Origin of the sequence: Thauera terpenica 58Eu, assembly GCF_000443165.1 — a bacterium.
GTDB lineage: Bacteria > Pseudomonadota > Gammaproteobacteria > Burkholderiales > Rhodocyclaceae > Thauera > Thauera terpenica.
The window spans coordinates 1-24,770 of sequence record NZ_ATJV01000103.1 but is presented as its reverse complement, the minus strand read 5'-3'; the positions used below and the strand labels follow the sequence as shown (position 1 = coordinate 24,770).

At 64.5% G+C, this 24,770-nt stretch carries 25 protein-coding genes and 1 tRNA gene; 17 read left to right on the top strand and 9 right to left on the bottom strand.

Annotated elements, in window-relative coordinates; genetic code table 11:
* Positions 1 to 96: 96 nt before the first annotated feature.
* The 5 genes from ahpF to ftsY form a co-directional block, all read right to left on the bottom strand.
* Positions 97 to 1,674 carry an alkyl hydroperoxide reductase subunit F gene (gene ahpF, locus M622_RS37200; protein WP_021250807.1) on the bottom strand — a complete coding sequence of 526 codons (1,578 nt, stop codon included), beginning with the start codon at positions 1,672 to 1,674 and terminating at the stop codon, positions 97 to 99.
* A 129-nt stretch (positions 1,675 to 1,803) separates the two neighbouring features.
* A complete protein-coding gene (gene ahpC / locus M622_RS37195; protein WP_021250806.1) occupies positions 1,804 to 2,367 on the bottom strand; it encodes an alkyl hydroperoxide reductase subunit C in 564 nt (187 codons plus the stop codon).
* Between the two features lie 204 nt (positions 2,368 to 2,571).
* Positions 2,572 to 3,468, bottom strand: coding sequence for a permease-like cell division protein FtsX (ftsX, locus tag M622_RS37190; RefSeq protein ID WP_021250805.1), 897 nt, complete (start codon positions 3,466 to 3,468; stop codon positions 2,572 to 2,574).
* On the bottom strand, positions 3,465 to 4,160 hold the full coding sequence (locus M622_RS37185; RefSeq protein WP_021250804.1) for a cell division ATP-binding protein FtsE: 696 nt from the start codon (positions 4,158 to 4,160) through the stop codon (positions 3,465 to 3,467). Before M622_RS37185 ends, ftsX begins: the two co-directional genes overlap by 4 nt.
* Positions 4,157 to 5,443, bottom strand: coding sequence for a signal recognition particle-docking protein FtsY (ftsY, locus tag M622_RS37180; protein WP_021250803.1), 1,287 nt, complete (start codon positions 5,441 to 5,443; stop codon positions 4,157 to 4,159). Before ftsY ends, M622_RS37185 begins: the two co-directional genes overlap by 4 nt.
* 162 nt (positions 5,444 to 5,605) lie before the next feature.
* Here ftsY and M622_RS37175 point away from each other — a divergent pair, with 162 nt between their 5' ends.
* The 5 genes from M622_RS37175 to M622_RS37155 all read left to right on the top strand — a co-directional run bounded on the left by M622_RS37175 (position 5,606) and on the right by M622_RS37155 (position 9,713).
* Positions 5,606 to 6,976, top strand: a complete 1,371-nt coding sequence (locus M622_RS37175; RefSeq protein WP_031347502.1) for a M16 family metallopeptidase — start codon at positions 5,606 to 5,608, stop codon at positions 6,974 to 6,976.
* 74 nt (positions 6,977 to 7,050) lie between these two features.
* On the top strand, positions 7,051 to 8,421 hold the full coding sequence (locus tag M622_RS37170; RefSeq protein WP_021250801.1) for a M16 family metallopeptidase: 1,371 nt from the start codon (positions 7,051 to 7,053) through the stop codon (positions 8,419 to 8,421).
* Positions 8,418 to 8,957 (top strand): 16S rRNA (guanine(966)-N(2))-methyltransferase RsmD, encoded by a 540-nt coding sequence (rsmD, locus tag M622_RS37165; protein ID WP_031347501.1) that lies wholly within the window; start codon positions 8,418 to 8,420, stop codon positions 8,955 to 8,957. The genes M622_RS37170 and rsmD overlap by 4 nt, the downstream gene beginning before the upstream one ends.
* Positions 8,954 to 9,445 carry a pantetheine-phosphate adenylyltransferase gene (gene coaD / locus M622_RS37160; protein ID WP_021250799.1) on the top strand — a complete coding sequence of 164 codons (492 nt, stop codon included), beginning with the start codon at positions 8,954 to 8,956 and terminating at the stop codon, positions 9,443 to 9,445. The genes rsmD and coaD overlap by 4 nt, the downstream gene beginning before the upstream one ends.
* A gap of 16 nt (positions 9,446 to 9,461) precedes the next feature.
* Complete coding sequence (locus M622_RS37155) at positions 9,462 to 9,713, top strand: YfhL family 4Fe-4S dicluster ferredoxin (protein WP_021250798.1); 252 nt, start codon at positions 9,462 to 9,464, stop codon at positions 9,711 to 9,713.
* Positions 9,714 to 9,830: 117 nt separating this feature from the next.
* Here the strand turns inward: M622_RS37155 and M622_RS37150 are convergent, their stop codons facing one another.
* Positions 9,831 to 11,795, bottom strand: coding sequence for a dynamin family protein (locus M622_RS37150; protein WP_021250797.1), 1,965 nt, complete (start codon positions 11,793 to 11,795; stop codon positions 9,831 to 9,833).
* 145 nt (positions 11,796 to 11,940) lie between these two features.
* Positions 11,941 to 12,759 carry a bifunctional DNA-formamidopyrimidine glycosylase/DNA-(apurinic or apyrimidinic site) lyase gene (mutM, locus tag M622_RS37145; protein WP_021250796.1) on the bottom strand — a complete coding sequence of 273 codons (819 nt, stop codon included), beginning with the start codon at positions 12,757 to 12,759 and terminating at the stop codon, positions 11,941 to 11,943.
* A 263-nt stretch (positions 12,760 to 13,022) separates the two neighbouring features.
* On the opposite strand from mutM, the gene M622_RS37140 reads away from it, so the two are divergent.
* From M622_RS37140 to pth, 7 genes are all read left to right on the top strand, one after another.
* Positions 13,023 to 14,729 (top strand): tetratricopeptide repeat protein, encoded by a 1,707-nt coding sequence (locus tag M622_RS37140; protein WP_021250794.1) that lies wholly within the window; start codon positions 13,023 to 13,025, stop codon positions 14,727 to 14,729.
* 32 nt (positions 14,730 to 14,761) lie between these two features.
* The gene (gene lolB / locus M622_RS37135; protein WP_021250793.1) at positions 14,762 to 15,325 is read left to right on the top strand and encodes a lipoprotein insertase outer membrane protein LolB; all 564 of its coding nucleotides are present in this window, start codon (positions 14,762 to 14,764) and stop codon (positions 15,323 to 15,325) included.
* Entirely contained in the window at positions 15,307 to 16,185 is an 879-nt protein-coding gene (gene ispE / locus M622_RS37130) for a 4-(cytidine 5'-diphospho)-2-C-methyl-D-erythritol kinase (RefSeq protein ID WP_021250792.1), read from the top strand. Before lolB ends, ispE begins: the two co-directional genes overlap by 19 nt.
* A gap of 46 nt (positions 16,186 to 16,231) precedes the next feature.
* Positions 16,232 to 16,308, top strand: a tRNA-Gln gene (locus M622_RS37125).
* A 116-nt stretch (positions 16,309 to 16,424) separates the two neighbouring features.
* Complete coding sequence (locus tag M622_RS37120; RefSeq protein WP_021250791.1) at positions 16,425 to 17,375, top strand: ribose-phosphate pyrophosphokinase; 951 nt, start codon at positions 16,425 to 16,427, stop codon at positions 17,373 to 17,375.
* Positions 17,376 to 17,468: 93 nt separating this feature from the next.
* Positions 17,469 to 18,074 (top strand): 50S ribosomal protein L25/general stress protein Ctc, encoded by a 606-nt coding sequence (locus M622_RS37115; RefSeq protein ID WP_021250790.1) that lies wholly within the window; start codon positions 17,469 to 17,471, stop codon positions 18,072 to 18,074.
* A gap of 47 nt (positions 18,075 to 18,121) precedes the next feature.
* A complete protein-coding gene (gene pth / locus M622_RS37110; protein WP_021250789.1) occupies positions 18,122 to 18,778 on the top strand; it encodes an aminoacyl-tRNA hydrolase in 657 nt (218 codons plus the stop codon).
* Positions 18,779 to 18,797: 19 nt separating this feature from the next.
* On the opposite strand, the gene M622_RS37105 is transcribed toward pth, so the two are convergent.
* A complete protein-coding gene (locus M622_RS37105; protein WP_021250788.1) occupies positions 18,798 to 19,676 on the bottom strand; it encodes an ATP adenylyltransferase family protein in 879 nt (292 codons plus the stop codon).
* Between the two features lie 189 nt (positions 19,677 to 19,865).
* Here M622_RS37105 and ychF point away from each other — a divergent pair, with 189 nt between their 5' ends.
* The 5 genes from ychF (at position 19,866) to M622_RS37085 (ending at position 24,389) form a co-directional block, all read left to right on the top strand.
* Positions 19,866 to 20,957 (top strand): redox-regulated ATPase YchF, encoded by a 1,092-nt coding sequence (gene ychF, locus M622_RS37100; RefSeq protein WP_021250787.1) that lies wholly within the window; start codon positions 19,866 to 19,868, stop codon positions 20,955 to 20,957.
* Positions 20,958 to 21,174: 217 nt separating this feature from the next.
* Positions 21,175 to 22,347 (top strand): tyrosine-type recombinase/integrase, encoded by a 1,173-nt coding sequence (locus M622_RS37095; RefSeq protein WP_021250786.1) that lies wholly within the window; start codon positions 21,175 to 21,177, stop codon positions 22,345 to 22,347.
* The gene (locus tag M622_RS37090; RefSeq protein WP_021250785.1) at positions 22,344 to 23,132 is read left to right on the top strand and encodes a hypothetical protein; all 789 of its coding nucleotides are present in this window, start codon (positions 22,344 to 22,346) and stop codon (positions 23,130 to 23,132) included. The genes M622_RS37095 and M622_RS37090 overlap by 4 nt, the downstream gene beginning before the upstream one ends.
* Positions 23,133 to 23,268: 136 nt before the next feature.
* Positions 23,269 to 23,490 carry a helix-turn-helix transcriptional regulator gene (locus M622_RS40905; protein ID WP_079744038.1) on the top strand — a complete coding sequence of 74 codons (222 nt, stop codon included), beginning with the start codon at positions 23,269 to 23,271 and terminating at the stop codon, positions 23,488 to 23,490.
* The gene (locus tag M622_RS37085) at positions 23,487 to 24,389 is read left to right on the top strand and encodes a hypothetical protein (protein ID WP_031347499.1); all 903 of its coding nucleotides are present in this window, start codon (positions 23,487 to 23,489) and stop codon (positions 24,387 to 24,389) included. The genes M622_RS40905 and M622_RS37085 overlap by 4 nt, the downstream gene beginning before the upstream one ends.
* On the opposite strand, the gene M622_RS40455 is transcribed toward M622_RS37085, so the two are convergent.
* The coding region (locus M622_RS40455; protein WP_217995336.1) for a hypothetical protein at positions 24,371 to 24,770 on the bottom strand (400 nt) is incomplete at its 5' end. The two genes, M622_RS37085 and M622_RS40455, sit on opposite strands and share 19 nt — an antisense overlap.

Below are 24,770 nucleotides of genomic sequence, written 5' to 3'. Positions count from 1 at the left end.
ATCGGCGCCAAGCTCAGCCGCCGTCCACGGCCTGAACAGCAAATGCCCCGCACGGGCGATCCCGGCGGGGCACTTTCACGCCAGCAGCTCAGGGCATCAGGCCGGAGCGGACGTGCGGATGAGGTGATCGAAGGCCGACAGCGCTGCCTTCGAGCCTTCGCCCATGGCGATCACGATCTGCTTGTACGGCACCGTGGTGCAGTCACCAGCAGCGAACACCCCCGCTACCGAGGTCTGCGTCCTGGGGTCGATGATGACCTCGCCGAAGCGGCTCAAGTCGAGCGTGCCCTTGAGGAAGTCGGTGTTGGGCAGCAGGCCGATCTGCACGAAGATGCCTTCGAGCTCGAGCCGGTGCGCCTCGCCCGAGGTCCGGTCCTTGTACACCAGGCCATTGACCTTTTCAGTGCCGGTCACTTCGGTGGTCTGCGCGCTCTTGAGGACGCTGACATTGGGCAGGCTGTAGAGCTTGCGCTGCAACACGGCGTCAGCGCGCAAGTCGTGGTCAAACTCAAGCAAGGTCACATGGCCGACGATGCCGGCGAGGTCGATTGCGGCCTCGACGCCGGAGTTGCCGCCGCCAATCACCGCCACGCGCTTGCCCTTGAACAGCGGACCATCGCAGTGCGGGCAGTAGGCCACACCCTTGCCACGGAATTCCTGCTCGCCGGGTACGTTCATCTCGCGCCAACGGGCGCCGGTGGCGATGATCACCGTCCTGGTCTTGAGCGCGGCGCCGTTCTCGAGATGAACCTCGGCAAGCTGGCTGCCATCTTCGCTGCCGGGCACGAGCTTGACCACGCGCTGCAGGTTCATCACATCAACTTCATACTCCTTGACGTGCTCTTCGAGCGCCATCACCAGCTTGGGGCCTTCAGTGGCCTTCACCGAGATGAAATTCTCGATCGCCAGCGTGTCCATCACCTGACCGCCGAAACGCTCGGCGACGATGCCGGTGCGGATGCCCTTGCGCGCTGCATAGATCGCGGCCGCGGCGCCGGCCGGCCCACCGCCGACGATCAGCACGTCGTAGGCCTCCTTGGCCGACAGCTTCTTTGCATCGCGCGCCGCGGCGCCGGTGTCGAGCTTGGCGAGCATCTCGCCCAGTTCCATGCGGCCCTGACCGAACTCCTGACCATTCAGGTACACCGTGGGCACCGCCATGATCTGGCGCTGCTCGACTTCGTCCTGGAACAGGGCGCCATCGATCATGGTGTGGCGGATGTTGGGGTTGAGGATCGCCATCAGGTTGAGCGCCTGCACCACATCGGGGCAGTTGTGGCAGGACAGCGAGATATAGGTCTCGAAGTTGTATTCGCCTTCCAGACTCTGGATCTGCTCGATCACGTCCGCATCGACCTTGGGCGGATAGCCCGCCGACTGCAGCAAGGCGAGGATGAGCGAGGTGAATTCATGGCCCATGGGCAGACCGGCGAAGCGTACCCGCCCCTCCTTGCCAGCTGCTTTCGGCCCCACCGAAAATGAAGGTGTGCGCGTATTGGCCTGATCAGTGCTTGCGCTCAGGGTGATGAGGGCGGACTGCTCGACCACGTCGTTCAGCAACTCCCGCATCTCGCGTGACTTTGCTCCTTCATCCAGCGACGCCACGATCTCGATCGGCTGCGTCACCCGCTCCAGATAAGATTTCAGTTGAGCCTTGATATTGGCGTCCAGCATGATGGTTTCTCCCTTTCCAGTTTGCGATTGCCGCTGTTTTCGGCGCTGCGGATACAACACAGCCGGCTCATGGCCGGCTGCGGATCAAGCAGCCCGGGCCTTCGCGGCCCGGGCGGTGCGAGGACTGACTCAGATCTTGCCGACGAGGTCGATCGACGGTGCCAGCGTGGCTTCACCTTCCTTCCACTTCGCCGGGCACACTTCGTTCGGGTGCGAAGCGACGTACTGGGCAGCCTTGAGCTTGCGCACGGTCTCGGTCACGTCACGAGCGATGGCGTTGTCGTGCACTTCCATCGTCTTGATGATGCCTTCCGGGTTGATGATGAAGGTGCCGCGCAGGGCCAGACCTTCTTCATCGATATGCACGTCGAACGCACGCGTCAGCTTGTGGGTGGGGTCACCAACCAGGGCAAAGCGGGCCTTGCCGACGGCGGCCGAGGTTTCGTGCCACACCTTGTGCGAGAAATGGGTGTCGGTGGTGACGATGTAGACCTCGGCACCGGCCTTCTCGAACTCGGCGTAGTGATCGGCCGCGTCCTCGATTTCGGTCGGGCAGTTGAAGGTGAAGGCGGCCGGCATGAAGATCAGCACGGACCACTTGCCTTGCAGATCGGCATCACTCACTTCGATGAACTTGCCGTTCTTGAACGCTTGGGCCTTGAACGCTTGAACCTGGGTATTGATCAATGACATCTGTAGTCCTCCGGGCGGGTTGATGAAACAGCGAGTTGAAACTCGATGGATTGGAGTTTAGAGCGGATGGAAAGATTGCTCTAATTGATAATCAAGATACTCTTGATTGTAAATTGCTATCACCAGCCATTTCAGCCAAGACCCCGTCAGCGACACGACATCGCGACAGGCGATCACACCCACGTGGGGGCGAACACCTGAAATTCAAGCGCCCGCGAGATGGCGGCGCACCGAGATGACCGCCCCCAACCAGCCCAGCAAGGCCGCGAAGGCGACGATCGCGAGCGCAGCGCGCCAGTCCGGACCGCTGAGCACGAACACCGCGCCATAGGTCTCGGCGAGGTGGGCGACAGCCGGCCCCAGGGCCTGCACGCCCAGCCACACCGTGCCCAAGGCCACCAGGCCGCCCAGCGCACCCTGCAGGCCACCGAACCAGTAGAACGGTCGCCGGATGAAGGGGTCGGTGGCACCGAGCAAGCGGCTGACCTCGATCTCCTGACGCTGGGTGAGGATCTGCAGACGGATGGTGTTGAAGGTGACGATGACCAGCGCGAAGCCGAGCAGTCCCGCCAGCATCAGCACTGCCGACTGCCCCAGCGTCAACAGCGCGTGCAGACGCTTGACCCAGGCCGAGTCAACCTGCACATGAGCCACCCTGGGCCAGCCGCCGATCTCGCTCGCCATGCGCTCGAACAGCGCCGGATCTTCGCCGCGCGGACTCAGCACGAAGGCGTCGGGCAGCGGATTGTCACCAATGCCGCCGAGCACATCGCCAAGACCGCTGGCGGCGAGCTGCTGCAGGGCTTCGTCACGCGCGACGAAGCGGTAGCTGGCCAGCTCGGGCAGGGCCTTGAGGCGCGCTTCGAGCGCTTCGGCGTCAGCTTTCTTCGCTCCGGTATCGAGAAAGACGCTGATCTCGGGCGTGCCCGACACCCCACGCGCGAGCGCGGCGACGTTGTCGAGCAGCAGGTAGCCACCGCCCGGTAGCGACAGCGCGATCCCCACCACCAGCGCCGACAGCACGGTGCCGACGGGCTGACCGAGCAGGCTGCGCAGCGCATGGGCAATGGCGCGCGCATGCAGGTAGAGCCAGTTCCTCATGCCGCCACCTCCTGCGCCGGACGCCCATCGGGGCGCGTGTCCTCGATCAGCAGGCCACCGGCGAGCACCAGCCGCCGCGGCCGGCTGGCGGCGAACAAGGCGCCATCATGGGTGGTGACGAGCACGGTGACGCCTGCTTCGTTGAAGGAGCGAAACAGGTCCGCAATGTCGGCCGCGTAGGCCGGATCGAGGTGAGCCGTGGGCTCGTCGGCGATCAGGATCGACGGCCGATTGACGATCGCGCGCGCAATCGCCACGCGCTGCTGCTCGCCGCCCGACAGCCCTGCCGGCAATTCCTTGCCACGGCCCTCGAGGCCGACACGCTCCAGCGCCGCCGCCACACGCCGGCCGGCATCGCGCGGCGGATGGCCGGTGATCACCAAGGGCAGCATGACGTTGTCGAACACATTGCGATCGAACAACAGCCGGCTTTCCTGCAACACCAGCCCAAGATTGCGGCGCAGATAGGGGATCGCCGACCTGGGCAGGCGCGACACGTCCTCGCCGTTGATCAGCACACGCCCGGCGCTCGGGCGCTCGATGACCGCAATCAGCTTCAGCAAGGTGCTCTTGCCGGCACCGGAGTGGCCGGACAGCACCACCAGTTCACCGTGGCGGATCTCGCAGCTGACACCCGCCAGCGCGGTATAGCCGCCCGCATAGCGCTTGGCCACCTCGTCAAACACGATCATGCGTGCTCGCCTGCGTCCTTGCCCTTGCGCGCCGAGCCCACAGCGGGCTCGAACAGCGCATCGACAAATTCACGCGCCTTGAACGGCTGCAAGTCGTCGATGCCTTCGCCCACACCGATGAAGCGCAGCGGTTTCGGGCACTGGCGCGCGATCGCCGCCAGCACCCCACCCTTGGCCGTGCCATCGAGCTTGGTCACCACCAGGCCGGTGACACCTATGGTCTTGTCGAAGGCCTTCACCTGGGCGAGCGCGTTCTGGCCGATATTGGCGTCGAGCACGAGCAAGACTTCATGCGGACCGCTGGGGTCAGCCTTGACGATGACCCGCCTCACCTTGGCGATCTCTTCCATGAGGTGGAGCTGGGTAGGCAGTCGCCCCGCGGTATCGGCCAGCACGATGTCGATATTGCGTGCGCGTGCGGCGCTGATCGCATCAAAGATCACCGCTGCGGCATCACCGCCATCCTGCGCCACCACGGCGACGTTGTTGCGCGCCCCCCAGGTCATCAACTGCTCGCGCGCTGCGGCGCGGAAGGTGTCGCCCGCAGCGAGCAGGACGCTCTTGCCCTGGTTCTGGAAATACTTCGCCAGCTTGCCGATCGACGTCGTCTTGCCTGCGCCGTTGACGCCCGCAATCATGATGATGAAGGGGCGCTGCGTGCCGATCACCAGCGGCTGCTCGAGCGGGGTGAGGATGGCGTGCAACCCGTCGGCCAGCGCCTTCTGCAACTGGTCCGCGGTTTCAAGCCGGTCGCGCTTCCAGCGCCGGCGCAGGTCATCGATCAGGTGCTGGGTGGCATCGACGCCACAATCGGCCATCAACAAGGTGGATTCGAGCTCTTCGAGCAGGTCTTCGTCGATCTTGCGCCGACCGAACAGGCTCGCCAGACCGCCCCCCAGCTGCTGGCGCGTACGCGCCAGGCCCGCCTTGAGCCTATCCCCCCAGGAGCGCCTGGGCGCTGGCGCCTCGGTCTCGAGCGCAAGCGCTGCGGGCTGCTCGACCTCAGGCACAGTGACCTCAGGCACAGGGACCTCGGCCGCAAGCTGGTCAGGCACCTGCGCTGCGGCCACGGGCACGGGCACGCTGACCGTCGCCGCGGGCGCGGCAGGGGCTGCTGGCGTGGTAGCTGCTGGCGCGGTGACAGGGGATTCGGTGGCAGGCGCTTCATCCACCGCAGCAGGCGCGTCGGCGCGCAAGTCCTGATCGACACCATCGGCGCTCGCTGGCTGGCCGGATTCAGCCTGTTCGGTCTTGCCGAACTTCTTCTTCAGGAAACCAAACATGAAACGCTCGGGTCAGAGGGTGAATTTCGCGTCGACAGGGCTTCACGCCAAGCGTGGGCAGCCGTGGCCGATCGCGTTAATATGCGGCTCCCCGTTCGACTGGTGCACGGTGCACCGACCCCCGCGGAGCGCCGCGAATTCTAACAGATGCAGGACATCCCCATGTTTCTCCAGACGTTTGCCCGCGCCCTCCTCCTTGGCAGCGCGCTCGCGACTCCACTGGCCGCCCTGGCCAATCCGTACGAGACCACACTCACCAACGGCATGAAGGTGATTGTCAAGGAAGACCGCCGCGCACCCTCCGCAGTGCACATGGTGTGGTATCGCAGCGGCGCAATGGACGAAATGGACGGCGTCTCCGGCGTCGCCCACGTGCTCGAGCACATGATGTTCAAGGGCACGAAAAACGTCGGCCCCGGCGAGTTCAACAAGCGCGTGGCCGCTGTCGGCGGGCGCGACAACGCCTTCACCGGCAAGGACTACACCGCCTACTTCCAGCAGATTCCGCCCGACCGCCTGAGCGAGATGATGGCGCTCGAAGCCGACCGCATGCAGCACCTGGTGCTGGACGACGACGCCTTCCGCCGCGAGCTCGAGGTGGTCAAGGAAGAACGCCGCCTGCGCACCGACGACCAACCACGCGCGCTGGTGTACGAACAACTGATGGCCACCGCCTTCAAGGCCCACCCCTACCGTCGCCCGGTGATCGGCTGGATGCCTGACCTTGAGGCCATGCAGCCTGCGGACGCACGTGACTGGTACCGACGTTGGTACACCCCGGCCAATGCCTACCTTGTGGTGGTGGGCGACGTCGACCACCGCCGCGTGTTCCGCGACGCCGAACGTCACTACGGCCCGATCGTGGCACGCGCACTGCCCGAGCGCCGCATCAGCGCCGAACCGCAGCAGCAGGGTCCGCGTCAGGCCGTGGTCAAAGCCCCCGCCGAGCTCCCTTACCTGAGCATGGCCTGGCATGTGCCGGCGCTGCGCGACCCCGCCACCGACCGCGAGGCCTATGCCTTGCAGGTGCTGGCCGCCCTGCTCGACGGCTACGATGGCGCCCGCCTCACCCGCCATCTGGTGCGCGACAGCGGCCTCGCCCTCTCCGCCGGCGCCAGCTACGACGGCAGCGGCCGCGGCCCGGCGCTGTTCTACCTGGACGGCGTGCCCGCTGCCGGCCATTCGGTCGAAACCCTGCAGGCCGCGCTGCGCGCCGAACTGCAAGCCATCGCCGACGAGGGCGTGAGCGCCGCCGAGCTCGCCCGCGTCAAGACCCAGGCCGTCGCGAGCCGGGTCTACAAGCGCGACTCACTGATGGGGCAGGCGATGGAGATCGGCTACCTGGAATCGGCCGGGCTGTCCTGGCAGGACGAGGAGCGCCTGCTCGAGGGCCTGCGCAGCGTCACCGTGGCCGAGGTGCAGGACGTCGCCCGGCGCTACTTCAGCGATGACAGCCTGAACATCGCCCGCCTCGATCCGCAGCCGCTCGAAAGCGCGCGCCCGCGCCCGCCCCTTGTCCCTACACGCCACTGAGCGCCACTGAGCGCCACTGAACGCCCTTGAGCGCCTCCGGGCGCCCTCGCGAACCGACGGAAACCCCTCTCGCCATGCCTCATTTTCTACGCTCCCTCACCCCCGTCCTCGCCGGCTTCGCCCTGCTCGCGCAAGCGGCGGCGGGCCCGGCGCTCGCCGGCCCCAAGATCGAACAATGGACGGCGCCCACCGGCGCCCGCGTGCTCTATGTCGAGAGCCGCGCCCTGCCGCTGATCGACATCCAGATCGATTTCGCCGCTGGCGCAGCCTACGAGCCGGCTGACAAGGCCGGCCTCGCCAGCCTCACCCGCAGTCTGCTCGACGCCGGCACGAGCGAACTCGACGAGCAGCAGATCGCCGACCGCATCGCCGACATTGGCGCCCAGATCGGTGGCAGCACCGACAACGACCGCAGTGCGCTGTCCATCCGCACGCTGTCGTCGGCGGCTGAGCGCGACGCCGCGATCGAACTCGCTGTCGGTCTGCTTGCGCAGCCGAGCTTTCCCGCCGACATTCTCGAACGTGAGCGCACGCGCGCCATCGCCGGCCTGCGCGAAGCCCTGACCAAGCCCGCAACTCTGGCCGCACGCCGTTTCAATGAGCTGCTCTACGCCGGCCACCCCTACGGCACCAGCACCACACCCGAATCGCTGCAGACCATAACGCGTGACGACCTGGTCGACTTTCACCGCCAGCACTTCGGCGCCCTGCGCGCCTCGATCGCCATCGTTGGCGACCTCAACCGCGCCACCGCCGAGCACATCGCCACCCGCCTGAGCGAAAACCTGCCGCCCGCCGAGCCTGCCGCCGCCCTACCCACCCCAGCGGCCACGCAGGCGCAAACCCTGCACATTGCGAACCCTTCGGCGCAGGCCCACATCCTCATCGGTCAGCCCGGCATGGCACGTGAGGACGCAGACTACTTCCCCTTGCTGGTGGGCAACTACGTGCTCGGTGGCGGCGGCTTCGTGTCGCGCCTGACCAAGGAGGTGCGCGAGAAGCGTGGCTTCGCCTACAGCATCTACAGCTACTTCGCGCCGCAGCAGGTCGCCGGCCCCTTCCAGATCGGCCTGCAGACCCGCGGCAGCCAGTCCGCAGAGGCGCTGGCGGTGGTGCGTGACACCCTGGTCGGCTTCATCACCGAAGGACCGACTGCGGCCGAGTTGCAAGCAGCCAAAGACAACCTCATCAATGGCTTCGGCCTGCGTCTGGACTCGAACGCCAAGATTCTCGACTACGTGGCGATGATCGGCTTTTACCGCCTGCCCCTGGACTGGCTGGACAGCTATCCGCGTCAGGTCGCAGCGGTCAGCGTCGAACAGGTGCGCGACGCCTTCGCACGCCGCATTCGCGGCGAACAACTCGTCACCGTGATCGCCGGCGGCGACGGCGACCACGCAGCGCCGTCCACCCCCGCAGCGGCAGCCGCCCCCGCCGCGCAATGAGCCGGGTGCGCATCGTTGGCGGGGCGTGGCGCTCGCGCCTGCTCGAGGTCGTTGACGTGCGCGGCCTGCGCCCCACTCCCGATCGTGTGCGCGAGACCTTGTTCAACTGGCTGGGCCAGGACCTTGACGGCCAGCACTGTGTCGATCTTTTCGCCGGTAGCGGCATCCTCGGTTTTGAAGCCGCTTCGCGCGGCGCCGCCTCGGTGGTGCTGGTCGAACGCGATGCGCGCGCGCTCGACGCACTGCACAAGAGCGCGAAGACCCTACAGGCGTCGCATGTAGAGATCGTGCGCGGCGATGCGGTAAGATTCATGCAGAGCACGCCCTTGAAGTTTGATGGCATGTTCCTCGACCCGCCCTACATGCAGGGCTGGATCGAGCGTGTTCAGCCCTGGCTGGACGGGCCGATGAAGGCGGACGGATGGCTCTATGTCGAGTCTCATGCGGCGCTGGAAGGTTTGGGTAATTGGCGCACTGTCAAACAAGGCAGCGCGGGGCAGGTTCATTTCCATCTAATGCGCAGGAGCCAGAAATGAGGGAAGCGGTGGCGGTCTATCCGGGGACGTTCGACCCCTTCACCCGCGGTCACGAGGATCTCGTGCGCCGGGCTGCGCTGCTTTTCAGTCGCGTTGTCGTTGCCGTTGCGCGCAGCAACAGCAAGAATCCGATCTTCGATCTCGACGAACGCGTCGACATCGCGCGCAATGCCCTGACCAACTACCCCAACGTGGAGGTGGTCGGCTTCGACTGCCTGCTGATGAAATTCGTCAAGGCACATGATGCGCGCGTGATCGTACGCGGTCTGCGCGCGGTCTCCGACTTCGAATACGAATTCCAGATGGCGGGAATGAACCGCAAGCTCTATCCGGACGTCGAAACAGTATTCCTGACGCCGGCAGAGGAGTACATGTTCATCTCCGCCACGATGGTGCGGGAAATCGCCCGCCTTGGCGGCGATGTGAGCAAGTTCGTCCAGCCCTCGGTGCTGGCGCGACTGCAGGACAAACTGAACTCAAAGCAATAGCAAGGAAGCGAACACCATGGCTCTGATCATTACCGACGAATGCATCAATTGCGACGTCTGCGAACCCGAATGCCCCAACGGCGCCATCTCCCAGGGCGACGAAATCTACGTTATCGACCCCGACAGCTGCACTGAGTGCGTCGGTCACTTCGACGAACCGCAGTGCCAGCAGGTCTGTCCGGTCGACTGTATCCCGCTCGACCCGGAGCACGTCGAGACCAAGGAGCAGTTGATGGAGAAGTTCCTCAAGCTCACCGCTCAAAGCTGAGCAACCGAGTTTGGATCTCGCAGGACGATGAGGACGAACCCACCCGCCGCTCCAGGCTGCGGGTGGGTTTCTTGCTTTTTGCGGCTCCGGCTGCCGGGGGCGCGGAGCTGAGCCGGGTCACGCGGCGGCGCGAACCTCGCCAGGCATGGAATTCACTTCCACCCCAAGCGTCTCGGCGATTTCACGCTGCAGCGCGGCGAGCTGCTCGAGCATCGCCATCACGCCGTCTTCGCTGTGCTTGAGCTCTTCCACCCTGTCCTCCAGCGTATCGGTTGCCTGGTGGATGCGCTTGACGCTTTCGAGCCGGCGCTTGAGCTGGATCTGATATTCGCGCACCTGGGTCTCGAGCGGTGACATCACGGCGCGCAGCCACTGCTCCACATCCCGGTTCGCGAGCTCGAAAGTGCTGCGCGCCTGCACCGCAACCGTCTCGAAGAAGCGTTGCGTCAGCGCATGCTTTTCGGTCGTCACCAAGGTCAGCGTGGTGTTGATCTGGCGGTTGAAGGCCGCCTCCAGGCGGTCGATTTCCTTCTCGTAGCGCAGGGTTGAAAAGCTCTCGGGCTGGCTCAGCTTGAGCCCGTGCTCGACGCAGAAGCGTTTGTACATCACCTCGAGCATCCGGGTGATCTCGCCAATCTCTGCGGTCGAGCGCTCAAGATTCGCGCGCAGGTGCTGAAAGAAGCCCTTCATCGCATCGCGCAGCCCCTTGGTGAAGGTGGACTCCAGCATCGCCTCGCGTGTGCGCCGGGTTTCATCGCGCAGCGCGTCCATGCCGATGTTGGCGAGCAAGCTGTTGGTGAGGCTGGAAAATACCGAGCGCACCGCGTAGTACTTCTGCAGCCCCTGCTCGAAGTCATCCTTCTCCATGCGGATCTTGCGCATCATGTATTCGATGACGCTCTGGTTCTTGCCGCGCAGATCGGTGAGTTCCTGCAACTGCTCGCGCAAGCCCGTCAACCGCGCCTCGAGCAAGGCGCGCGTCTGCGCCGTGACATCGCCGGTTTCGGCCAGAGTGTCATCGCGCACGATGTCCTGCTTGGCCGGCAACAGATCGTTGGTCAACGCCTTCTCCAGCGCCGGCATGCGGCTGCGCTCGAGCAGCGCCGCATCATCGGTGATGCGCGCCACCAGGCCCTTCTGCGCCGACACCGGGAACACCGCCGCGCGCTCGACCTCCAGCGTGTCCGCCACGGAGGCGCATTGTTTGGCGATCTCAGCCTCGATTTTCGCTTCGTCGCGCAGACCGTCCCACAGGCCATCGATCTTGTTCAACACCACCAGCCGACCGCGCTGGCGGCTACCGCCACCTTGCACATAGTCGCGCCATACGACGAGGTCGCTGTGCGTGACGCCGGTATCGGCGGCGAGGATGAACAGCACCGCGTGCGCGCTCGGCAGCATGGACAGGGTGAGCTCGGGTTCGGCGCCGATGGCGTTCAGACCCGGCGTGTCGAGCACGACCAGGCCCTGCTCGAGCAGCGGATGTGGAAACTGAATCACCGCGTGGCGCCAGCTCGGGATCTCGATGAGGCCGTCGGCGCCGGGTTTGAGCCCCTCTTCACCCTTGGGGTCGACGACGAAGCCGAGGCGGACGGCCTCCTCCTCGCTCACGCGCTCGGTCTCGCCCACGCGCGCCAAAGCCGACTGCAGGCTGATCACATCGAGGGTTCGCAGCGGCAGCACCCGCCACTCCTCGGGGTAGCGCTTGAGTTCACTCACCGCGGCCTGACGCTCACGGGAGCGGATCGGCAGCAGGCGCAACTCGGGCTTGTCACCCTTGCTCCACTGCAACTCGGTGGGACACATCGTGGTACGCCCCGCGCTCGAGGGCAGGACGCGGTCGCCGTAGTCGGCAAAGAAAATGGCGTTGATCAGTTCCGACTTGCCGCGCGAGAACTCGGCGACGAAGGCAACCGTCAGCTTGTCGTCGCGCAGGCGCTCGAGCAGATACTGCAGGCGCAGGTCGCACTGCGCGTCGCCCACCTCGTTGCGCGCCAGCCACGTACGCAAACGCATCACCGACTCGGCGGCGGAGGCCCGCCACTTGGCGTAGGCAGAAAACTGATCGATCAATTGGGTCATCGGTTCGCTCATCGGGATGACACCGCGCAGGTGCGCGAGGATGGACTACATCATAACGCCAGCATAGCGGCGAACTCGAAGTGCTGCCACGCGCAATCGCAGGCGCAGGACCAGCGGCCGCCTTCGCCCGACCAGCGCAGAGGGCTCAACTGCGGCGCTGACAGCGCGGACAGAAATAGCTCGCACGCTGGGCGCTGACCAGCCGTCGCACCAGCGTGCCGCACTGCCGACAGGCCTGGCCGTCGCGGCCGTAGACGAAGTACTGCTGCTGGAAGTAGCCGGGCTGGCCGTCGCCGCCGACGAAGTCGCGCAAGCTGCTGCCGCCGGCGGCAATGGCGGCGTGAAGCGTCTCGCGCACGGTCTGCACCAGGCGCGCGCAACGCCGCGGCCCGAGCGCTCCGGCCGCCTGCAGCGGATGGATGCGGGCACGGAACAGGCTCTCCGACGCATAGATGTTACCCACGCCGACGACACGATGGCTGTCCATCAGCACGTGCTTGATGGGCGCTCGCAGCCCACGCGTGACCCGGTGCAGCCAGTCAGCCGTGAACGCCTCGTCAAGCGGCTCCGGCCCCAGTCGTGCCAGCAAGGCATGTTGCGCGGCCTCACCTGCTTGCCACACCACCAGGCCAAAACGGCGCGGGTCACGCAGGCGCAGGGCCTGCGCACCGAACACCAGATCCACATGGTCGTGCACCCCGGGCGCCTGCGTGGAGTCGACCACGCGCAAGCTGCCCGACATGCCAAGATGCACGATCAAGCTACCGTGGCCAAAGTCGAACAGCAGATATTTTGCCCGGCGCGACACCCCAAGCAGCACCCGCCCCTCGATCTCGTGCGCCAGATCGGGCGGCACCGGCTGGCGCAGGCGGGCGTTGCGCACAACCAGGGCGCTGAGCACGCGGCCTTCTACATGAGGCCGCACGCCGCGGCAGATGGTCTCGACTTCAGGCAGTTCGGGCATCAGGCGGGTACACGACGGAAGGACTTGTAGCGGCAGCGCCGGCTCGTCCGTCTTGCGGGCAGGGCGCCGAACTGCATACCATGGAGCGAACCGAATTCTAGTCCAGGGCTCCAAGCTGCAACGGCGCGGTGCGCCTGGAAGCCGTAAAATCCCCTCCCAAGACATCGTCGCGCGGCCGTTTGTCGTCCGCCGCCGATTGCTTGCGCGGCGCCAGACCGGCGTGCGCGAACCGCCGAACCGCTGCAGCCCGCCGGACCATTGCCATGAAAATTCGCTCCTCCCGCACCCTTCGCACCTTGTGCCTGGCCATCAGCCTTGGCACTACCGCCTGCCTTGCCGGGGCGGCCGACAAGGACGTCGTGGGCGGCCCGCTGCCAGCGCAAGAGCTGACGCCGCGAACGATCTACCAGTTCCTGCTCGCGGAAATTGCAGGTGCGCGCGGTCAGATCAGCCTGTCGGCGCAGCTGTATCTCGATCTGGCGCGCACGACGCGCGACCCCCGCATCGCGCGCCGCGCAACCGAGGTCGCGATGTACTCGCGCAACCCGCAGATGGCCGGCGAGGCCGCGCAGCTGTGGTCGGAAACCGCACCCGACTCCGAGGAGGCGCGCCGCGTGCTCGCCGGCGTGGGCGGTGGCGCGCGCAACCTCGAACAGGTCCAGGCCCAGCTTGCACGCGCGCTGGCGCAATCCAGTGCTCGTCTCGGCCAGAACCTGCTCGGCCTGAATCGGGCGCTGGCGGGCATACCCGACAAGGATGCGGTGCAGCGCATCGTGCAACGCCTCACCGAGCCCTATCTTGAGCTGCCCGAGGCGCAGGTCGCACGGGCGCACGCAGCCATGGTGGCCGAGGAGCCGATGCAGGCGCTGGGCGCGGTCGATGCCGCCTTGCAGCTCAAGCCGGGCTGGGAAGCAGCGCTGCAGCTGAAGGCACAGATCCTGCAACATACCGGGGCCTCTGCCGAGGCTGCGCGCCAGCTCGAGGCTGAACTCGAGCGCAACCCTGACAGCACAACGCTGCGCCTCACCTACGCCAGGGCGCTGGTCAGTGCACAGCGCTTCGAGGATGCGCGCACGCAATTCAAGCACCTGCTCGCCGCCAACCCGGAGGACGCCGAACTGCTCTACGCCGTCGGCCTGCTGTCGATGCAGCTCAACGACAGCCAGACCGCCGAAGCCCACTACCTGAAAGCGCTCGAAGTCGGCTATGCACAGCCCGACCTGATTCGCCTGCAACTGGGCCAGCTGGCCGAGCGCCGCGGTGAGGGCACGCTGGCACGCAAGTGGTTCAGTGAGGTGCGCGACGAACAACATCAAGCCGAAGCCATGATCCGCAGCGCACACAGCATCGCCGCCGAAGGCCGTATCGACGAGGCGCGCGCCCTGCTCAAGGCCCAGGACGGCAACGCAGCACTCAAGCAGCGCTATCTGATGGCCGAAGCCCAGCTCCTGCGCGAAGCCGATCGCAGCGCAGAAGCGCTTGCCGTGCTCGAGCAAGCCTTGCGCGCCGCACCGGACGACAGCGATCTGCTTTATGAAACCGCGATGCTGGCCGAACGTCTCAACGACCTTGAGCTGATGGAAAGCCGCTTGCGTCGCGTGATCGAACTCAAGCCCGACCACGCCCATGCCTACAACGCACTCGGCTATTCACTGGCCGACCGCAAGCTGCGCCTGGACGAAGCCGAGACCCTGGTCGCGCGCGCGCTCGAGCTCTCTCCCGACGACCCCTTCATCCTCGACAGCATGGGCTGGGTCCGCTTCCGTCGCGGCGACGTGCCGGCGGCGCTGAAGTACCTCGAACGCGCCTACGCCATCCGCGCGGACGCCGAGATTGCCGCCCATCTGGGCGAAGTGCTGTGGTCGGTGGAGCGCCGCGAGGACGCCAACCGCCTCTTCGACGAGGCCCTCAAGGCCCACCCTTCGAGCAAGGTGCTGGCCGACACCGTGCGTCGCCTGCGCGCCGAATGAGGGTGGCTAGCCACCCTCTCCTGAACACTGCGGTGGTAGCGATCCTGGCTGTGGCCACGCTCGGCCTGTCCGCCTGTGCGCCCCTGCCCAGCGCTGCACCGGCGCTGATCGCGGCACGCACCTTCGCACCGGCTTTCGAACTCCAGGGCCGCATCTCGGCCAGCGCCGGGGAGCAGGCGGCAAGCGGCAGCATCGACTGGCGTCATGCCCACGGCACGGATAGCTTCACCCTGCTCACGCCCCTGGGCCAGATCGCCGCCCAGCTCGAGGCCAGCGCCGTCGGCGCGCACCTGCGCACCGCCGACGGCCAGGAGCTCAGCGCCGACAGCGCCGAGACCCTGCTGCCGCATGTGCTCGGCATCGACATCCCCGTCGCCAGCCTTGGACGCTGGGTGCAGGCTGCGCCCGACGCCGCGGCCGAGGTGCGCAATCGTGACAGCGCCGGCCGGCCCGCACTCGTCATCGATCAGGGCTGGCGCATCGAATACCTCGCCTACCTCAGCACTGCCGCCGACTCACCCCCGGCCCGGCTCGACATCTCCCGCGGCGACGCCCGCATCCGCCTCGTCATCGATTCATGGACCACCCTGCCCTGACCCCGCCTGACACCTCCGATCCGCAGCGCCTGCTGGGCTGCCCCGCCCCGGCCAAGCTCAACCTCTTCCTGCATGTCGTCGGCCGTCGCGCCGACGGCTACCATCTGCTGCAAACCGCCTTCCGCCTGCTCGACTGGGGCGACACCCTGGACTTCACCCGCCGTGACGATGGCGTGATCCGGCGCACCACCGACATCGCCGGCATCGCCCCCGAACACGACCTGGTCGTGCGCGCAGCGCGTCTGCTGCAGGCCCATACGGGCTGCCAGCTCGGCGCCGACATCGCCGTGCACAAGGTGCTGCCGATGGGCGCCGGCATCGGCGGCGGCAGCTCGGACGCGGCCACCACGCTCATCGCCCTCAACCGCCTGTGGCAAACCGGCCTGGGGCGTGCCGAACTGCAGACGCTGGGTTTGCAGCTCGGCGCCGACGTCCCCGTTTTCATCTTCGGCCGTGACGCCTTTGCCGAAGGCGTGGGCGAAGCGCTCCAGCCACTGGAGCTGGCGCCGGCCTGGTATGTCCTCGTGTCACCGGGCGTTTCCATCCCCACTGCAGAAATTTTTGGCGCCGGGGACTTGACGAGAAACACGCCGCTGATCAGAATGCCGGACTTCGCAGTGAGCACGACGCGAAACGATCTGCAAGCAGTGGCCTGCAAGCGTTATCCGCAAGTGCAAAGCGCGATCGACTGGCTGGGGCAGCATGCACCGGCACGGATGACAGGATCGGGGAGTTGCGTTTTTGCTGAAGTCGCTTCGGCACAGCACGCAGATTGGGTCGCAGCACAGTGCCCGCCCGCCTGGACAGCATGGAAAGTGCGCAGCAGCTCTCGCCATCCGCTGTTTGAATGGCTAGAATAGCGGCCGCTTCGTCAGTCGATACGCAAAGCTAGCGAAACCAGTTTATTGGGGAGTCGCCAAGTCGGTTAAGGCACCGGATTTTGATTCCGGCATTCGAGGGTTCGAATCCTTCCTCCCCAGCCACACAATGACGGGCAGGCCCAGGTTATCCGGGAGCCTGCCCGAGTCGTTTTCACGCACAGCGTCGTTACGTACAGCGTCATCACGCACACAATTTTTACGGCATCGGAGTAGCAGTCATGCCCCACGGCAGCCTGATGGTCTTCACTGGCAACGCCAACCCCAAGCTCGGCGCCGATGTCACCCGACGCCTGGGCATCTCCCTCGGCTCGGCGACCGTAGGTCGATTTTCGGATGGTGAGGTCAACGTCGAGTTGCTCGAGAACGTGCGTGGCAAGGACGTCTTCGTGCTGCAGCCGACGTGTTCGCCGACCAACGACAACCTGATGGAACTGCTGGTGCTGGTCGATGCGTTGAAGCGTGCTTCCGCCGGCCGCATCACCGCTGCCATCCCTTATTTCGGCTATGCCCGTCAGGATCGTCGCCCGCGCTCGGCGCGCGTCCCGATCACCGCCAAGGTCGTCGCCAACATGTTGCAGGCCGTGGGCGTCCAGCGCCTGCTCACGATGGACCTGCACGCCGACCAGATCCAGGGCTTCTTCGACATCGCCGTCGACAACGTCTATGCCGCCCCGGTGCTGCTCAACGACCTGGACAAGCAAAGGCATGACGACCTGCTGGTGGTGTCGCCAGACGTCGGCGGCGTGGTGCGTGCGCGCGCCTTCGCCAAGCGCATGGAATGCGACCTCGCGATCATCGACAAGCGCCGCCCCAAGGCCAACGTCTCCGAAGTCATGAACATCATCGGCGAGGTCGAAGGTCGCACCTGCGTGATCATGGACGACATCGTCGACACCGCCGGCACCTTGTGCAAGGCCGCTGCCGCGCTCAAGGAGCATGGCGCCAAGCGTGTGCTGTCCTACTGCACGCACGCGGTACTGTCGGGTTCTGCGGTGTCACGCATCGACAACTCCGAGCTCGACGAGCTGGTCGTCACCGACACCATTCCGCTGCGCGAGGACGCCAAGGCGAGCACGCGCATCCGCCAGGTCTCGGTGGCCTCCTTGCTCGCTGACACCATTTTGCGCATCAGCAACGAGGAGTCCGTGTCCTCGCTGTTCATGGAATAAGCTTTCTGCCCGCAGCCCGCTTCATGCGCGGCGCGGGTTTTTACCGTTTTCGTCTGGTCGCGGGCGAAGACTTACATCACCAGGAGCAACACCATGCAAATTCAATTCCAGGCCACCAAGCGTGACGCTCAGGGTACGGGTGCGAGCCGCCGCCAGCGTCGTGCCGGCCAGCTGCCGGGCATCGTCTACGGCGGCACCAAGGACCCCCAGCCGATCACGCTCGACCACAACGAGCTGTACCACCTGCTGAAGAAGGAAGTTTTCCACTCCTCCCTGCTCAGCGTCGAAGTCGACGGCGAGAAAGAAACCGTCATCCTGCGTGACACCCAGTGGCATCCCTTCAAGCAGCAAGTGCTGCACATCGACTTCCAGCGCGTCGCAGCCGACGAGAAGATTCACGTCAAGGTGCCGCTGCACTTCATCGGCGGTGACGACAGCCCTGCCGTCAAGCTCGGTGGCTGCATCGTTTCGGCCGTCATCAACGACATCGATGTCGTGTGCCTGCCGGGCAACCTCCCGGAATTCATCAAGGTCGACCTTTCGGCCCTGGATGCCGGTCATTCGGTGCACGTCTCGGAGCTGACGCTGCCGGCCGGTGTCGAGCTGGTCGTACGTGGTGAAGGCGACGCCGTCGTTGCCACCGCGCTGAAGGTGCGCGGCGCTGCAGCCGACACCGAAGACGAAGGCGAAGAGGCGTAAGCCACGCATCGCCCGCTGCCCATCCGGATGCCCTGGACCGAACAACGATGACCACGCCGCCTGCGCGCCCCTTGCGTCTCATCGTCGGCCTCGGCAATCCGGGGGCCGAATACTCCGAAACCCGGCACAACGCCGGGTTTCGGTTTTGTGAGCGGCTCGCCGATCAGCTCGGCGTGCGCTTCTCGCACGAATCCCGCTTTCACGGTCTGGTCGCCAATGCACGCGAGGCTGGCGTCTGGTTGCTGATGCCACAGACCTTCATGAACCGCTCGGGTCAGGCAGTGGGCGCGCTGGCGCGTTTCTACCGCATCGAGCCCGCTGAAATCCTCATCGTCCATGACGAGCTCGACATCCCCCCGGGCCAGCTGCGGCTGAAGTTCGGCGGCGGATTGGGCGGTCACAATGGGCTGAAGGACACCTCGGCCCATCTCAACACCCACGATTACTGGCGCTTGCGCATCGGCATCGGCCACCCCGGCGAGCGCAGCGAAGTGGTTAACTTCGTGCTCAAGCCCGCGCGTCGCGAAGAGCAGCGCGATATCGACGAGGCGATCGACAAGGCGCTGGCGCTGTGGCCACAGCTGGCACGCGGCGAGCTCAACGCCACCGCGACCAAGCTCAATGCGCGACCCAAGGCCGCCAAGCAGGCCGCCTCCGCGCCAGATCCTTCATCCGATCCGGCGCGAGACGACAAGCCCGCCTGACGGCGGCACCCGACCCGACTCAGGCCGCGTAGCCCACCGCGGCCATGGCCTGCAGTGGCCCGACCCGACGAACCGCCTCGATCTGCTCGGACGTGCGCGTGTACAGCGTTCCCGCAAAGCACACCGCGCTCATCGAGATGCCCTCGAAGTGCTCCTGGCTGCGCGGCAGCACCAACAGGCAGCCATCCCCCACGAGCAGATTGAAGGGTGGCAGCAGACCATCGGCACCCGGCTTCAGATCAAGCTCATCGCAGGCACGCGCAAAACCCGCCGCCATGCTGTCGGCAGCCAGGTCCACCGCCACCCCCTTGCCACAGTGCACGCGCACGAAACAGTGCTTCATCGCCAATGCCGGATGCGTCGCCACCCCCTGCTCGGGCAGGTCCGCCGGCAGCCCGGGGGCAAACAGCTGCAGGCTGGCGTTGCCTTCTGCCTCCGGCATCCACTGCACATGCTTGTGGCGCTGGCTCGCGCCGGCGGCGGTGCCACCGTTGTAAAGTCCGATGCCGCCGGCCTCGGCCATGATGATTGCGAGTGCGGCAAAGTCGCTGCGCACCAGCGGCAGCAACTGCTCCTCGAACTCGCGCCTGGCCAGCACCAGATGGCGCTCGCAGAGCGGAAACTTGTTCAGGATCACGACGTGCTCGTCGCCGATGGGGCCGACCGTCAGCTCCGGATCGGGCTTGAGGAAGGGGTTAAAGTCCGGATCGCGCGGGCCACCCGGAATCGCCGCCTTTGCGGCGGCATCCTTCACCGCCAGCGAGGACACCCAGCGCACGATGAAGCGCATGCCGCCGTCTTCCATCTCGGTCTGCTCGACCTGCACCGGCTGCAGTGCCCCGGACGCGAGCGCAGCCGCGCTGCACGCATCGATCATCTTCATCCAATTGCTCGTCATGTCGTCTCCTTCTGGAATGGGCTTTCTGGCAAGACAGAGCGCAGATTGTAGGCGTAGCGCCGAGCTTTTGTAGCCGAGGTCTGGCGCGGCCTTTTGAAGCCCCGCCTCCGACACGGTACAATTCACGGCTTTCCACACCGGATCAAGGCTGTAGCCCGCCCGCAGCGCCCCGGAACGACAAGGATTCAAATGAGCCTGAAATGCGGAATCGTCGGCCTGCCCAACGTCGGCAAGTCCACCTTGTTCAACGCCCTCACCAAGGCCGGCATCCAGGCCGAGAACTATCCCTTCTGCACCATCGAGCCCAACGTGGGCATCGTTGAAGTGCCCGACGCCCGCCTGGACGCGCTATCTGCCATCGTCAAGCCGCAGAAGGTGCAGCCGGCGATCGTCGAGTTTGTCGACATCGCCGGCCTGGTCGCCGGCGCCTCCAAGGGCGAAGGTCTGGGCAACCAGTTCCTCGCCAACATCCGCGAAACCGACGCCATCGTGCACGTGGTGCGCTGCTTCACCGACGACAACGTGATTCACGTCTCGGGCAGCGTGGACCCGCTGCGCGACATCGAGATCATCGACACCGAGCTCGCCCTGGCCGACATGGCGACCGTGGAGAAGGCGCTCGCACGCTACCGCCGCCCGGCCTCCTCCGGCGACAAGGAAGCCAAGATCCTGGTGTCGGTGCTGGAAAAATGCTTCGCCCAGCTCGACCAGGGCAAGGGCATCCGCGCCCTGGACCTGGCCAAGGAAGAATGGGCGAGCATCAAGCCCTTCTGCCTGATCACCGCCAAACCGGTGCTGTATGCCGCCAACGTCGCCGAGGATGGCTTCGACAATAACCCCCAGCTCGAACTCGTGCGTGCCCACGCTGCCGCCGAGGGCGCGCAGGTGGTCGCCCTATGCGCCGCGATCGAGGCCGAGATTGCCGATCTCGACGACGTCGACAAAACGGATTTCCTCGCCTCCATGGGCCTGGAAGAACCCGGCCTCAACCGCCTGATCCGCACCGGCTACAAGCTGCTCGGCCTGCAGACCTACTTCACCGCCGGGGTGAAGGAAGTGCGCGCGTGGACCATCCACGCCGGCGACACCGCCCCGCAGGCCGCAGGCGTGATCCACACCGACTTCGAACGCGGCTTCATCCGCGCCCAGACCATCGCCTTCGACGACTTCATCCAGTACAAGGGCGAAGCCGGCGCCAAGGAAGCCGGCAAGATGCGCGCCGAAGGCAAGGAATACGTGGTCAAGGATGGGGATGTGTTGAACTTTTTGTTCAACGTCTGAGTCGCTAAGCCGTTTTCCTGATGTTTCATGAAACACCAGGAAAGCATGAAAATCCCAATAAAACCGAGCATTTGCGCGGTTTTATTGTTTCATAGCACTGCTTCAAGTTTCCCGAGCAGTCAATGCATGCCTGAGTACACTAGCGAGTACAGCTCTTGGAGCATGTGCGAATAAGTGAGTATAGTGCCGCTGTCGCCATGACAAGGAGTCAGCCACCATGCTTACCGATACGCACTGCCGCAACGCCAAGCCCAGGGAGAAGCTCTACCGCTTGAATGACCAGCGCGGGCTCTACCTCGAAGTCAAGCCCAACGGAGTCAAGGCTTGGCGATACCGCTTCACACTGGATGGCAAGGCCAGCATGTTTGCGCTTGGCGAATACCCTGCTGTTACGCTCTCTGAAGCCAGGGAACGCAGCGAGGCCGCACGCAAACTGGTCAAGCAAGGCATCAATCCCGCCCAGCAAAGGCAGCTCGACCGCATCCGGAAAGCCAGCGAAGCAAAGAACACCTTCGAGATCGTCGCCAAGGAGTGGCTGCAGACAAAGGACTGGGAAGATGTCACCAAGAACCGGCGTCTGGATATGCTGGAGCGCGTGGTATTCCCCAGTATCGGCAGCATGCCGGTTCGCGAAATAACGCCAACCCATGTCCTGGACATCCTGCAGAAAACAGCAAAGCGTGGCGCCCCCACGGTCGCCGCCGAGGCGCGGCGCACCATGTCCGCCGTATTCGAGTTCGCCGTCGCCACCCTGCGAGCGGACAGCGACCCGGTTTGGCCGGTACGCAAGGCGCTACCAGCAAACAAGACCCAGCACAAACCGGCGCTGAGTAAAGAGCAGATCGGCAAACTGCTGAGTGACTTCGCAAACCACCGCTGCAGCTTTCAGGTAAGTCATTGCATGCAACTGATGTGGTGGACCTTGGCGCGACCGAGCGAAGTGGCCGAGGCGGCTTGGGATGAGTTTGACCTTGAGAAGGCTGTTTGGCGTATCCCTGCGCAGCGCATGAAAGCGCGCAAGGAGCACCTCATGCCTCTACCACGTCAGGCAGTGGACATGCTCAAAAGACTGCATGCCATTACCGGCAACCGTAAGCACCTGTTTCCCGGCCGGGATGATCGCAACGCTCCCATGTCCGCCGCATCGCTTCGCCAGGCGCTCAAGGTTTTGGGGTGGAGCGGCGCCTATAGCCCACACGCCACGCGGACCACCGGCAGTACCCGCCTTAACGAGATGGGCTACCGTCCCGATGCCATCGAGGCGCAGCTTGCCCATGCCGACCAGAACAATGTGCGTCGTACCTACAACCACGCCACCTATTTCGATGAGCGCCGCACCATGATGCAGGAATGGGCGGACAAGTTGGATGAATGGAAGGGGCAAGCATGAAGCCGATCAAAACATCAAGCGATGGGCATGCCTTTCTCCCCCTCGGTCAAATTGAATATGAAATTTTCGTCAGCAGAACCCGTTGTGGCCTTCCTGTTTTCAGAGACCCCGCTGCTTTTTCCGAGCAGCTCAAAACTTTGGCGGCGTGGCATGCGGACCACGTCAACCCCCTCAGAGACGAAGAGAGGAAAAAACGCTACCAGGCCGTCGCCAAAGCCGTTCACCTACTGCAGGAAGCATTGCTGGGTTTGAAGCCTGATGAAATCGAGCGGCTCCTAAGTGAGGAAAATCGATATTTGTCGTCAGGCACGCTTGATGCGGCAGCTAATGAGCCGGATGACGAGCAGTTGTGGGCGGAGCTAAATATCGAACCAGCACAGTGCCATGAGCACGTCCTGATCCGACACAACCTGCACACACTTCAAATGATTGCAGAAGGACTCGCTTCTAACAAAAGAGGTAGACCATCACTTACCGCCGAGCTTGATACCGCGATGGAGTTCGTTTGGATTTGCCACATCGCTGGTTGGACGCTTGGCGTTGCAAATAGCGGGAGAGAGGAAAAACGCGGGGACCAAATCCTGGAGTCCGACGCGGTACGTTGCTTGGCCGCAGTCTTTCACGAGGGGGGAGAAAACCCCGTAACCAGTATTCAGCGTGCTAAAACTATGCTTCGCAAGATACGTAAGGGGGAAAGGTACTACCTCCATGGTGACAAACACGTATCCGGTGAAATCAGCTACCGGATCAGTTTTCAAGGCGTTTCTACAAACTCTCCGGATTGATCTGGCAGCTCGCATCCGCTGGAGGGGATTTACGACGGACAGAAAGTGACGCGGTTTTGCGCATATTTAATGTCCGTGCGCACGGCTTCAATCAGTCGCAGCATGGCCTCGTGTTCAAGATCATTCGAGGTGTTTCATGCGCGTCATAAAGGTTCAGGATGTCTGCGACAAAATTGCCGTCAGCCGGACAACCCTCTGGCGACTTTGCCAGACTGAAGATTTTCCAAAGCCAGTTCGGCTAGGCCCTGGCGGCCGTTCGATTGGCTTTTTTGCCCACGAGATCGACGCGTGGCTTGAGACTCAGGCGGCGGAGCGCGAGCACGCCGGTTGTCCGGCTCGCCAGAGGGCGAAGTCATGAGCCGCATCCGCATTGACGACTCCGCCGAATACTGGTGGTCTCTGCCTTGCAGCCTGCTGCGCGATGCGCGGCTGAGCTATGAAGCGCGAGGCGTGGCTTGCCACTTGCTCTCGCTGGGCCGCAACTGGCAGTTGCGCGCTGTCGCACTGCCGCGCGTGTTGCACGATCAGTCACGAGCGAAAGGCCATCTTGGCCGAGACCTTTGCCGCCGCATCCTGCGCGAACTTGAAGATGCCGGCTACCTGGCGCGGAGGAAATTCCAGGACGAGGAAGGGCTTTGGCGATGGGAGTCCGTGTTAACACCCGTTTCGCAAAAGGTGCCACAGACATCCATGGCCGGCTTGGCCGGCGACGGAGAAACCGTGGACGGCACATCCGTCGCCGGTCAGGGCGGTGATATAGGTGTAGGTGAATACAAGGAAGAAGTAGTAGTTAAAAATATAAAACCACTACTACAGACCGGGGCTGTGGATAACTCTCAGAAAATTGGCGAGGCTTCCGCGCCCTTGGACTTGTCGCACCCTTCCCTTCTACCCTACCTGCGCGTCATAGGCGACGTAACCCGCCGCTTCGGGCCCTCGCTCACGGCAGAACAGATACAGCTTGCCGCTGACGAATTGGCTGGCGTGCTATCGGCAGCCGGTAGTGGCAAGCATGTGGGCATCCGCTCCGTCCGCTCATGGCTATTGGCCGTGATGAATAACGCTGTCACGGGGGAGTTCATCCCTGAGTTCGCGCCGAGTATCGCCCGCTGGCGAAAGAACCGACAGGAGGCGATGGAAGTAGCGGCATCGCGCCCCACTGTGCAACAGTCAGAAGCCGAGCGTCAAAAAGCAAAGGCTGAACGCGCAAAGGCCATTGCCGATTTGAAAGCGATGTTTCAGGGCCGGAAGCAATGATCGACGCGGATGAGATGGTTGCGCTCATCGAGAGTTGCCGGCGCGAGATGCAAGCCATGCTTCCGGCCGATGAATTTGCCAGCTTGAGTAGCAAGACCAGGCAAGACTATCGCCAGCTCGGCCGAACGCTGTTGCAGCGTGCCCGCTACGCCGAAGGTGGGGTGGCCGAAGTCATGACGGCCACCCGGCGACCGACAACCTTCTACAAACGCCTCGCAGCGTTTCGCTACTGCCTGTACGCCGATCTTGTCGGGCACCTGAAAAGCCTGCATTCCGCGCTCTCTGCTCGGCCTGCTGCGTATTCCGATCGTTCGTGACCGGTCAGTCCAGTTCGACGTGATCACCAGTTCCGATTCGTACTGATCAGTCGTCCCGGTGCTC

What these genes read in the sequence shown, in the direction of transcription:
- M622_RS37175 (WP_031347502.1), top strand. Translation starts at nt 5,606, where the DNA reads ATGTTTCTCCAGACGTTTGCCCGCGCCCTCCTCCTTGGCAGCGCGCTC.
- M622_RS37150 (WP_021250797.1), bottom strand. Translation starts at nt 11,795, where the DNA reads ATGACCCAATTGATCGATCAGTTTTCTGCCTACGCCAAGTGGCGGGCC.
- ahpF (WP_021250807.1), bottom strand. Translation starts at nt 1,674, where the DNA reads ATGCTGGACGCCAATATCAAGGCTCAACTGAAATCTTATCTGGAGCGG.
- rsmD (WP_031347501.1), top strand. Translation starts at nt 8,418, where the DNA reads ATGAGCCGGGTGCGCATCGTTGGCGGGGCGTGGCGCTCGCGCCTGCTC.
- M622_RS37120 (WP_021250791.1), top strand. Translation starts at nt 16,425, where the DNA reads ATGCCCCACGGCAGCCTGATGGTCTTCACTGGCAACGCCAACCCCAAG.
- mutM (WP_021250796.1), bottom strand. Translation starts at nt 12,759, where the DNA reads ATGCCCGAACTGCCTGAAGTCGAGACCATCTGCCGCGGCGTGCGGCCT.
- M622_RS40905 (WP_079744038.1), top strand. Translation starts at nt 23,269, where the DNA reads ATGCGCGTCATAAAGGTTCAGGATGTCTGCGACAAAATTGCCGTCAGC.
- ahpC (WP_021250806.1), bottom strand. Translation starts at nt 2,367, where the DNA reads ATGTCATTGATCAATACCCAGGTTCAAGCGTTCAAGGCCCAAGCGTTC.
- M622_RS37095 (WP_021250786.1), top strand. Translation starts at nt 21,175, where the DNA reads ATGCTTACCGATACGCACTGCCGCAACGCCAAGCCCAGGGAGAAGCTC.
- M622_RS37105 (WP_021250788.1), bottom strand. Translation starts at nt 19,676, where the DNA reads ATGACGAGCAATTGGATGAAGATGATCGATGCGTGCAGCGCGGCTGCG.
- ftsX (WP_021250805.1), bottom strand. Translation starts at nt 3,468, where the DNA reads ATGAGGAACTGGCTCTACCTGCATGCGCGCGCCATTGCCCATGCGCTG.
- M622_RS37185 (WP_021250804.1), bottom strand. Translation starts at nt 4,160, where the DNA reads ATGATCGTGTTTGACGAGGTGGCCAAGCGCTATGCGGGCGGCTATACC.
- M622_RS37090 (WP_021250785.1), top strand. Translation starts at nt 22,344, where the DNA reads ATGAAGCCGATCAAAACATCAAGCGATGGGCATGCCTTTCTCCCCCTC.
- M622_RS37115 (WP_021250790.1), top strand. Translation starts at nt 17,469, where the DNA reads ATGCAAATTCAATTCCAGGCCACCAAGCGTGACGCTCAGGGTACGGGT.
- M622_RS37140 (WP_021250794.1), top strand. Translation starts at nt 13,023, where the DNA reads ATGAAAATTCGCTCCTCCCGCACCCTTCGCACCTTGTGCCTGGCCATC.
- ychF (WP_021250787.1), top strand. Translation starts at nt 19,866, where the DNA reads ATGAGCCTGAAATGCGGAATCGTCGGCCTGCCCAACGTCGGCAAGTCC.
- M622_RS37170 (WP_021250801.1), top strand. Translation starts at nt 7,051, where the DNA reads ATGCCTCATTTTCTACGCTCCCTCACCCCCGTCCTCGCCGGCTTCGCC.
- M622_RS37085 (WP_031347499.1), top strand. Translation starts at nt 23,487, where the DNA reads ATGAGCCGCATCCGCATTGACGACTCCGCCGAATACTGGTGGTCTCTG.
- coaD (WP_021250799.1), top strand. Translation starts at nt 8,954, where the DNA reads ATGAGGGAAGCGGTGGCGGTCTATCCGGGGACGTTCGACCCCTTCACC.
- ftsY (WP_021250803.1), bottom strand. Translation starts at nt 5,443, where the DNA reads ATGTTTGGTTTCCTGAAGAAGAAGTTCGGCAAGACCGAACAGGCTGAA.
- M622_RS37155 (WP_021250798.1), top strand. Translation starts at nt 9,462, where the DNA reads ATGGCTCTGATCATTACCGACGAATGCATCAATTGCGACGTCTGCGAA.
- pth (WP_021250789.1), top strand. Translation starts at nt 18,122, where the DNA reads ATGACCACGCCGCCTGCGCGCCCCTTGCGTCTCATCGTCGGCCTCGGC.
- ispE (WP_021250792.1), top strand. Translation starts at nt 15,307, where the DNA reads ATGGACCACCCTGCCCTGACCCCGCCTGACACCTCCGATCCGCAGCGC.